7 protein-coding genes are annotated in these 8832 nt (G+C 74.6%); 6 read left to right on the plus strand and 1 reads right to left on the minus strand.

Annotated elements, in window-relative coordinates:
- Positions 1–178: 178 nt before the first annotated feature.
- The 6 genes from ACFQ9Z_RS08105 (at position 179) to ACFQ9Z_RS08130 (ending at position 7972) form a co-directional block, all read left to right on the plus strand.
- Entirely contained in the window at positions 179–1900 is a 1722-nt protein-coding gene (locus tag ACFQ9Z_RS08105) for a hypothetical protein (RefSeq protein ID WP_383012636.1), read from the plus strand.
- 108 nt (positions 1901–2008) lie between these two features.
- A complete protein-coding gene (locus ACFQ9Z_RS08110; RefSeq protein ID WP_383012639.1) occupies positions 2009–3826 on the plus strand; it encodes a methylmalonyl-CoA mutase family protein in 1818 nt (605 codons plus the stop codon).
- A complete protein-coding gene (gene scpA, locus ACFQ9Z_RS08115; protein ID WP_383012642.1) occupies positions 3826–6000 on the plus strand; it encodes a methylmalonyl-CoA mutase in 2175 nt (724 codons plus the stop codon). The genes ACFQ9Z_RS08110 and scpA overlap by 1 nt, the downstream gene beginning before the upstream one ends.
- 6 nt (positions 6001–6006) lie before the next feature.
- Positions 6007–7011: a methylmalonyl Co-A mutase-associated GTPase MeaB gene (gene meaB / locus ACFQ9Z_RS08120; protein ID WP_383012645.1), complete on the plus strand. Its 1005-nt coding sequence runs from the start codon at positions 6007–6009 to the stop codon at positions 7009–7011.
- Between the two features lie 112 nt (positions 7012–7123).
- Positions 7124–7477 (plus strand): hypothetical protein, encoded by a 354-nt coding sequence (locus tag ACFQ9Z_RS08125; protein ID WP_383013120.1) that lies wholly within the window; start codon positions 7124–7126, stop codon positions 7475–7477.
- 99 nt (positions 7478–7576) lie between these two features.
- On the plus strand, positions 7577–7972 hold the full coding sequence (locus ACFQ9Z_RS08130) for a hypothetical protein (RefSeq protein WP_383012648.1): 396 nt from the start codon (positions 7577–7579) through the stop codon (positions 7970–7972).
- Between the two features lie 27 nt (positions 7973–7999).
- Here ACFQ9Z_RS08130 and ACFQ9Z_RS08135 read toward each other — a convergent pair whose 3' ends face one another.
- Positions 8000–8704, minus strand: a complete 705-nt coding sequence (locus tag ACFQ9Z_RS08135; protein ID WP_383012651.1) for a GNAT family N-acetyltransferase — start codon at positions 8702–8704, stop codon at positions 8000–8002.
- Positions 8705–8832: the final 128 nt, after the last annotated feature.

The following is an 8832-nucleotide window of genomic DNA, read 5'->3' on the forward strand; positions in this document are numbered from 1 at the left end:
CGACCGCTCAAGCGTCCTGTTCCATGCGGCACATGTACGAAAAAAACCCTTCTTACCGCCCTCACACCGGTCTCTTCATGTCGTTCCCCGCCTCGCTCACCGGCCGCCACTAGCGTCCGGTGCCGTGCACTTGGCAGAAACTCAGCAGGTGGCACCCGGGCGGTGGACACGGACGGCGGTGTCCACCGCCCCGGGACGTCACACCGAAGAAGTCCGCGGCCCCGCGCAGTGGCACCGGGTCCTGACCCTGCTCGCCGACGTGAGCCTGTTCATCGGGACGCGGTCACTGTGGTCGCAGGCCGCGACCCACAACCTCTTCGTCACGGCGGTCGTGTCGGTCTGCTACGTCTCGATCCTGGCCGGCGGGGTCCTCGCGCTGACGGTCCGCCGGACGCGCTCGCTGGCCCGGGTCGACCTCATGGTGCTGCTGACCGCGCTCACGCTCACCGGCTGCGCCTGGTGGCTCAACCACGCCGGCGGCGACGAGGCGGTCCTCACCGCCCAGGCCGCGCGCGAACTGGTCGCCGGGCACGCGGTCTACGGGCAGCCCTGGCCGTGGCTGTTCCACGGCCCGAACGTCGCCCTGACGCCGACGATAGACGGGGGGTACGACTTCACGTACGGCTATCCCCCGCTGGCCCCGGTGCTGGCCGCGCCCCTGCTGTGGGTGGGCGGCGGCGGCGCCCCGGCGACGGCGGCGGCGACGGTCGCGCTGCTCGCCGGCGCGGTGCTGCTGTGGCGGATGCTGCCGGCGCCCTACCGCTCGGCGGCGACGATGGCGTGCCTGGGCTTCGGTTTCCTGCCGGGGTACGCCCGTTCGGGCTATCCGGCGATCGAGGCGATGGTGCTGCTGATCCCGGTGGTGGTGGGCTGGTCCCGCATCGGCAGGGGCGGACGGCTCGGCACGCCGGGCATCGCCCGGGCCGTGTGCCTGGGCGCCGCCTGCGCGACCCAGCAACTGCCGTGGTTCGTGGCGCCGTTCCTGCTCGCCGGCATCCACGCGGTGCGCCGCGGCGAACTGGGCGGACGCGCGGCCACCGCGGTCTGCGCGCGGCTCCTGGGGATCGCCGCGGCGACCTGGCTGCTGCTCAACGCCTACTTCGTGGTGCGCGAACCGGGCCCCTGGCTCGACGGCGTCGCGCTGCCCCTCACCCAGGGCGCGGTGCTGCACGGCCAGGGCCTGGTGGACGTCTCGCTGTACTTCACGCACGGCAGCGACCGCCTCGACTGGTACGGCCACGCCAGCGCGCTGCTGGCCGCCGCGCTGCTGGCGCTGTACGTGCTGTTCGTACGGCGGCTGGGTCCGGCGGCGACGGTGCTGCCCTGGTGCGCCTTCTGGCTGGCGACCCGGTCCCAGGACGGCTACTACCTGATGATGACGCCGCTGTGGCTCGCGGCGGCGGTCACCGTGCCGCTGCCGGACTTCGCGAACGCCTGGCAGCCGCGCCCCCGCCGGCTCAGGGGCCCGCGCCGCCGGCCCGCGCTGGCCGGCGCGGCCGCGCTGCTGGTGCTGCCCGCGCTGGTGAGCGCGGCCCTCGCGGCGACCGGCCGGCCGCCGCTACGGATGGACGTCACGGCGGCCCGGCGGGCCACGGCGCAGTCGCTGTCCGGCCTGAGCCTGCGGGTGACCAACACCGGCGGCACCGCGCTCACCCCGCACTACATGGTCACCACCAGCCACGGGATGAGCAGATACTGGTCGCTGACGCGCGGTCCGGCCACGATCGCCGCGCACACCACGGCGTCCGTCGAACTGCGCGCCCCGTCGGGCAGGTTCGCGCTGCCGACGCAGGCGGGCGCCCGGTTCCGCCTGCGCGCCTTCACCGGGGACCCGCAGACGCTCTCCACCCGGGACCTGCGGCCTGCCGACCTGGGCCGCGAGGAGCCACCCGAACGGTAGGAAACCGGTCCGCCGGGGCCGGGCGAGGTGCAGGTCACAGCCGCAGAGAGGGAAACGTCACAGCTCTCGCTCTGCTGTCACATGAGCGCCCTGCCCTAGCATCCGAGCATGACGGTCCTGCCTGACGACGGGCTCTCACTGGCCGCCGAGTTCCCTGACGCGACACACGAGCAGTGGCACCGCCTGGTCGAGGGTGTGCTGCGCAAGTCGGGCAAGGAAGTCTCCGGCGCGGCAGTCGAGGACGCCCTGTCCACGACGCTCGAGGACGGGCTGCGCACCCGGCCCCTCTACACCGCGCGCGACGCCGCGCCCGACCCCGGCCTGCCCGGCTTCGCGCCGTACGTGCGCGGCGGCCGCCCCGAGGGCGGCACGGCCGGCGGCTGGGACGTGCGGCAGCGGCACACGGCGCTCGGCGGCGGCGCGGACGGCGCGGTGCTGGCCGACCTGGAGAACGGCGTCACCTCGCTGTGGCTGGTGCTCGGCGAGGGCGGCATCCCGGTCTCCGGACTGGGCCGGGCGCTCGACGGCGTGTACCTCGACCTGGCCCCGGTCGTACTGGACGCCGGCCGCGACACCGAGGCGGCCGCCGAGGCGCTGCTGCGGCTGTACGAGGTGAGGGGCGCGGACCCCGGGGCGGTGCGCGGCGGCCTCGGCGGCGACCCGCTCGGCCACGAGGCCCGCACCGGCGTCCCGCTGGACGTCGCCCCCTTCGCCGCCCTCGCCGGGCGCTGCGCCGGGACGTACCCCGGCCTGCGCGCGCTGACCGTGGACGCGCTGCCGTACCACGAGGCGGGCGGCTCGGCCGCGCAGGAGCTGGGCGCCTCCATCGCCACCGGTGTGGCCTACCTGCGGGCGCTGACCGAGGCCGGACTGCCGGTCGAGACGGCCTGCGCCCAGCTCGAGTTCCGCTACGCGGCCACCGCCGACCAGTTCCTGACCATCGCCAAGCTGCGTGCGGCCCGCCGGCTGTGGGCGCGGGTCGCCGAGGTGGCCGGGGCGCCGGGCGCGGGCGCGCAGGTCCAGCACGCGGTGACCTCGCCGGTGATGCTGACCCGCCGCGACCCGTGGGTGAACATGCTGCGCGCCACGGTGGCCACGCTGGCCGCCGGGGTCGGCGGCGCCGACTCGGTGACCGTGCTGCCGTTCGACCACGCGCTGGGCCTGCCGGACGCGTTCGCCCGCCGTGTCGCGCGCAACACCTCCACGATCCTGATGGAGGAGTCGCACCTGGCCCGGGTGATCGACCCGGCGGGCGGCTCCTGGTACGTGGAGCGGCTGACCGAGGAACTCGCCCAGGCCGGCTGGGCGTACTTCCGGACGATCGAGCGGGACGGCGGCCAGGCGGCCTGCCTGCGCTCGGGCCGGATCCGCACGGACCTGGCGACGACCTGGGCGGAGCGTTCCAAGAAGCTCGCCAAGCGGCGCGAACCCATCACCGGCGTCAGCGAGTTCCCGCTGCTGGGCGAGAAGCCGGTGGAGCGCGAGCCCGCGCCCGAGCCGCCGTCCGGCGGACTGCCCCGGGTGCGCCGCGACGAGGCGTTCGAGGCGCTGCGCGCCCGCTCCGACGCGCACCTGGCCGCGACCGGCTCCCGGCCCAGGATCTTCCTGGCCGCCCTCGGCTCCCCCGCCGAGTACACCGCGCGCTCCACGTTCGCCGCCAACCTGTTCCAGGCGGGCGGCATCGAGCCGGTCACCGGGGGCGCCTTCGAGGACAGCGGCGCCACCGAGGCCGTGCTGTGCTCCAGCGACGCGCTCTACGCCGAACGGGCCGCGCAGGCCGCCGAGTCGCTGCGCGCGGCCGGCGCCCGGCACGTGTTCCTGGCGGGCCGCCCGGCCGAGCACCCGGGCGTCGACTCGTACGTCTTCGCGGGCTGCGACGCCATCGACGTGCTGTCCGCGACCCTCGACCGCATGGGAGTGTCCTGATGGGAATCCCCGACTTCTCCGGCATCGAGCTGGGGACGCCGGCCGCCGACGGCAGCGCCGAGGAGTGGCGCACGGCCGTGAAGCGGGCGACCGGGAGCGAGGAGCCGCTGTGGGAGACCCCGGAGGGCATCGCCGTCAAGCCGCTGTACACCGGCCGCGACCTGGAGGGCCTGGACTTCCTCGGCACCTTCCCGGGCATCGCGCCGTACCTTCGCGGCCCGTACCCGACGATGTACGTCAACCAGCCCTGGACGATCCGCCAGTACGCGGGCTTCTCCACCGCCGAGGAGTCCAACGCGTTCTACCGGCGCAACCTGGCGGCCGGCCAGAAGGGCCTGTCGGTCGCCTTCGACCTGCCCACCCACCGGGGCTACGACAGCGACCACCCGCGGGTGACCGGTGACGTCGGCATGGCGGGCGTGGCCATCGACTCGATCCTCGACATGCGGCAGCTCTTCGACGGCATCCCGCTGGACCGGATGACCGTGTCGATGACCATGAACGGCGCGGTGCTGCCGGTCCTGGCGCTGTACATCGTGGCGGCGGAGGAGCAGGGCGTACCGCCCGAGAAGCTGGCCGGAACCATTCAGAACGACATTCTGAAGGAGTTCATGGTCCGCAACACCTACATCTATCCGCCGAAGCCGTCGATGCGGATCATCTCCGACATCTTCGCGTACACCTCGCAGCGGATGCCCCGGTACAACTCCATCTCCATCTCCGGCTACCACATCCAGGAGGCCGGTGCGACGGCCGACCTGGAGCTGGCGTACACCCTCGCCGACGGCGTGGAGTACATCCGGGCGGGCCGCGAGGCCGGTCTGGACGTGGACGCGTTCGCGCCCCGGCTGTCGTTCTTCTGGGCGATCGGCATGAACTTCTTCATGGAGATCGCCAAGCTGCGCGCGGCACGGCTGCTGTGGGCCAAGCTGGTCGCGCAGTTCGAGCCGAAGAACGCCAAGTCCCTGTCCCTGCGCACGCATTCGCAGACCTCGGGCTGGTCGCTGACCGCCCAGGACGTGTTCAACAACGTGACGCGCACGTGCGTCGAGGCGATGGCGGCGACCCAGGGCCACACCCAGTCGCTGCACACCAACGCCCTCGACGAGGCCCTCGCCCTGCCCACCGACTTCTCGGCCCGCATCGCCCGCAACACCCAGCTGCTGATCCAGCAGGAGTCGGGCACCACCCGGGTCATCGACCCGTGGGGCGGCAGCGCGTACGTGGAGCGGCTGACGTACGACCTCGCGCGCAAGGCCTGGGCGCACATCCAGGAGGTGGAGCAGGCGGGCGGCATGGCGCAGGCCATCGACGCCGGCATCCCCAAGCTCCGCGTGGAGGAGGCGGCGGCCCGCACCCAGGCCCGCATCGACTCCGGGCGCCAGCCGGTGATCGGCGTCAACAAGTACCGAGTGGACAGCGACGAGCAGATCGAGGTCCTGAAGGTCGACAACTCCTCGGTGCGCGCCCAGCAGATCGAGAAGCTGCGGCGGCTGCGCGCCGAGCGGGACGAGCAGGCCTGCCGGGACGCGCTGGACGCGCTCACCCGGGCCGCCGACGGCGACGGCAACCTGCTGGAGCTGGCCGTGCGCGCGGCCCGCGCCAAGGCGACCGTCGGGGAGATCTCCGACGCCCTGGAGAAGGTGTACGGGCGGCACGCGAGCCAGATCCGTACGATCTCCGGCGTGTACCGCAACGAAGCAGGCCAGTCGCCGTCCGTGGACCGCACCCGCGCCCTGGTGGACTCCTTCGAGGAGGCCGAGGGCCGCCGGCCGCGCATCCTGGTCGCCAAGATGGGCCAGGACGGCCACGACCGCGGCCAGAAGGTGATCGCGACCGCCTTCGCCGACCTGGGCTTCGACGTCGACGTCGGCCCGCTGTTCCAGACGCCGGAGGAGGTCGCCCGGCAGGCGGTCGAGGCCGACGTGCACGTGGTCGGGGTGTCCTCGCTGGCCGCCGGTCACCTCACGCTCGTGCCGGCGCTGAAGGAGAGGCTCGCCGAGGAGGGCCGCGAGGACATCATGGTCGTGGTGGGCGGGGTGATCCCGCCGCAGGACGTGCCGGCCCTGCTGGAGATGGGCGCCGCGGCCGTGTTCCCGCCCGGGACGGTGATCCCGGACGCTGCGTACGACCTGGTGCGGCGGCTGTCGGCCGGCCTCGGCCACGAGCTGTAGCCGCGTATGGCAGCGATCGATCTCGACACGTACGTGAAGGGTGTGCTCGACGGCAGGCGGGCCCTGGTGGCCCGGGCCATCACGCTGGTGGAGTCCACCCGCCCGCAGCACCGGACGCTGGCGCAGGAGCTGCTCACCGAGCTGCTCCCGCACAGCGGCCGGGCGCGGCGGATCGGCGTCAGCGGCGTGCCGGGCGTCGGCAAGTCGACGTTCATCGACGCGTTCGGCACGCTGCTGACCTCGCTGGGCCACCGGGTGGCCGTGCTCGCGGTGGACCCCTCCTCCACCCGCACCGGCGGCTCCATCCTGGGCGACAAGACCCGCATGGAGCGCCTCGCGGTCGACCCGGACGCCTTCGTGCGGCCCTCCCCCAGCGCGGGCACGCTGGGCGGGGTCGCGAAGGCCACCCGGGAGTCGATGGTGGTGATGGAGGCCGCCGGGTACGACGTGATCCTGGTGGAGACCGTCGGCGTGGGCCAGTCGGAGACGGCGGTCGCCGACATGGTCGACTCCTTCCTGCTGCTCACCCTGGCCCGCACCGGCGACCAGCTCCAGGGCATCAAGAAGGGTGTGCTGGAACTGGCCGACGTGATCGCCGTGAACAAGGCCGACGGCCCGCACGAACGGGACGCCCGGGCGGCGGCACGCGAACTGGCGGGCGCGCTGCGCCTGATGCACGGCAAGGACGCGTTCTGGACCCCGCCGGTGCTGAGCTGCAGCGCCCGTGAGTCGGCCGGCCTGGACGTGGTCTGGGAGCGGCTGGAGCAGCACCGGACGCTGCTGGACTCCACCGGCCGGCTGGCCGCCAAGCGGCGGGACCAGCAGGTCCACTGGACCTGGTCGATGGTCCGGGACGAGCTGCTGGGCCGGCTGCACGCGGATCCGGCCGTGCGCGAGGCCGCCCCGGCGCTCGAACGACAGGTCAGGGAGGGCACGCTGACGGCGACCTCGGCGGCGGAGGGCATCCTGCGGGCCTTCGGGCAGCGGCGGGACACGGCGCCCGGGCGATGAGGCCCCGGCGGCCGCGGCGACCCGGGCGGGAAAAGGCGGCATCACCCCTTCACGGCCGGGTAGTCCGAGTATGAACCATTTGGCCTCAGAGAGGAGATGGACAGCCGTGACAATGTCCCACTCACTCGACCGGGGCGTGCTCGTCGTCACGGTGCACGACGACCCCGGCACCGGCGGCCCGCCGGCCCTGCACGACCGGATCGGCGCCCTGGTCGAGGCGCACAGGCCGGTCTCGCTCGTCGTCGTCCTCGGCGACGACGCCGTGGCGGACACGGCGGTCGGCGCGGTGCTGCGCAGCCACCGGCTGTGCAGCCGGCTCGGTCTGGTGATGTCCGTGGCCGCCCACAGCGCCCCCGTGCGGCGGCTGCTCGAGGCGAACGCCGACCCGGACGGCACCCGGCTGGTCATACACGCCCGCGCCGACACCGCGATCGCCACCGCGACGGCGCTGACGGCGGCGGCGTGAGACCCCGGGTCCGGCTGCGGCCGCCGCGCGGCTGAGCCGGGGCGGCGCGGGTACCCGGACGGCGGACACCCAGGTGGCCGACGTGTGGAGGTGTCGACAGTGCGCACCGGACTACTGCGGATCATCGGGGCGGCGACACTCGCCTACGGAGCCGCGACGGCCCGCCGGCCGGAACTGCTCGCCCGGCCCTGCGGGCTGGCCGGCCCGGACGGCGAGGTCGGCCCGCGCACCGAGACGGTGCTGCGCCCGCTGGCGGTGCGGGACGCCGTGAGCGGCCTGTCGATGGCCGTCGCGCCCCGGGGACCGGCGCTGGTCACGGCCTCCGCCGTGCGCATCGCCTCGGACATCGGCGACGCCGTCCTCTTCGGCACCGCGCTCCCCGGCAGGTTCCGCCGGGCCGGGGCGGCCGTCACGGCCCTGGGCTGGGCCGTCCTGACGACCGCCGCCCTGATCGCCCCCGAGCCCGCGCACCGTGCCGCGCGGATGCCCGGGTGAGGCGCCCCGCCGGGTGCGCCGGGGCGGTCAAGGGGTGCGGAACCCGCGGAAGGTCACGTGCTCGCCGGTCGTGAACCCCAGGCGCTCGTAGAGCGCGATCGCGCCGGTGTTCGCCTCCGCCACGTGCAGGAAGGGGCGTTCGCCGCGTGCCAGGACGCGCGCGACGAGCGCCTCGATCAGCCGGGCGGCGTATCCCCGGCCGCGTGCCTCGGGAGCGGTGCAGACGGCGCTGATCTCGGTCCAGCCCGGGGGCCGCAGCCGCTCCCCCGCCATCGCCACCAGCCTGCCGTCGTCGCGGACGCCGAGGTAGGCGCCGAGTTCAGGGGTACGCGGCCGGAACGGCCCGGGCCGGGTCCGCTCGACGAGGTCCAGCATCTCGGGAACGCTCTCCGGGCCCAGTTCGACCACGCCCGTCGCCGCCTCGGGACCGGCCGGGCCGGACGGGCCGCCGCCGGACCAGGTCATCCGGCGGCCCTCGAGGGTGAAGACCGGCGCCCAGTCCGGCGGCGGGGTGACCGGGCGGCTGAACAGGTCGGCGAGTTGACCGGGGCCGAGCAGCCGGGCCAGGTCGGCCCAGTCCGCCGGGCCGGGGTCGGCGGGGACCGCGCAGAAGGTCGCCACGTCCGGCAGGTAGCCGGCGGCCCGGCCGAGCCGGCGGGCGAGATGGGCGTGGTGGCCGCGGAGCGAGGCGCCCACCGGGTCGTCGAACACCGCGGCCTTGCGGTTCACCATCGTGCTGTCCCTCTCGTCCGGCGCGCGCGGGTCGGTCGCCCCGGGCAGCGATCATAGGCAGGCGCACGCCGGGGTACGCGGGCGGCCCGTACGGGGCGGGGTGCCCGGCCCCCGGCCCCGTACCGCCG

It is taken from the genome of Streptomyces sp. NPDC056580 (assembly GCF_042793175.1).
GTDB lineage: Bacteria > Actinomycetota > Actinomycetes > Streptomycetales > Streptomycetaceae > Streptomyces.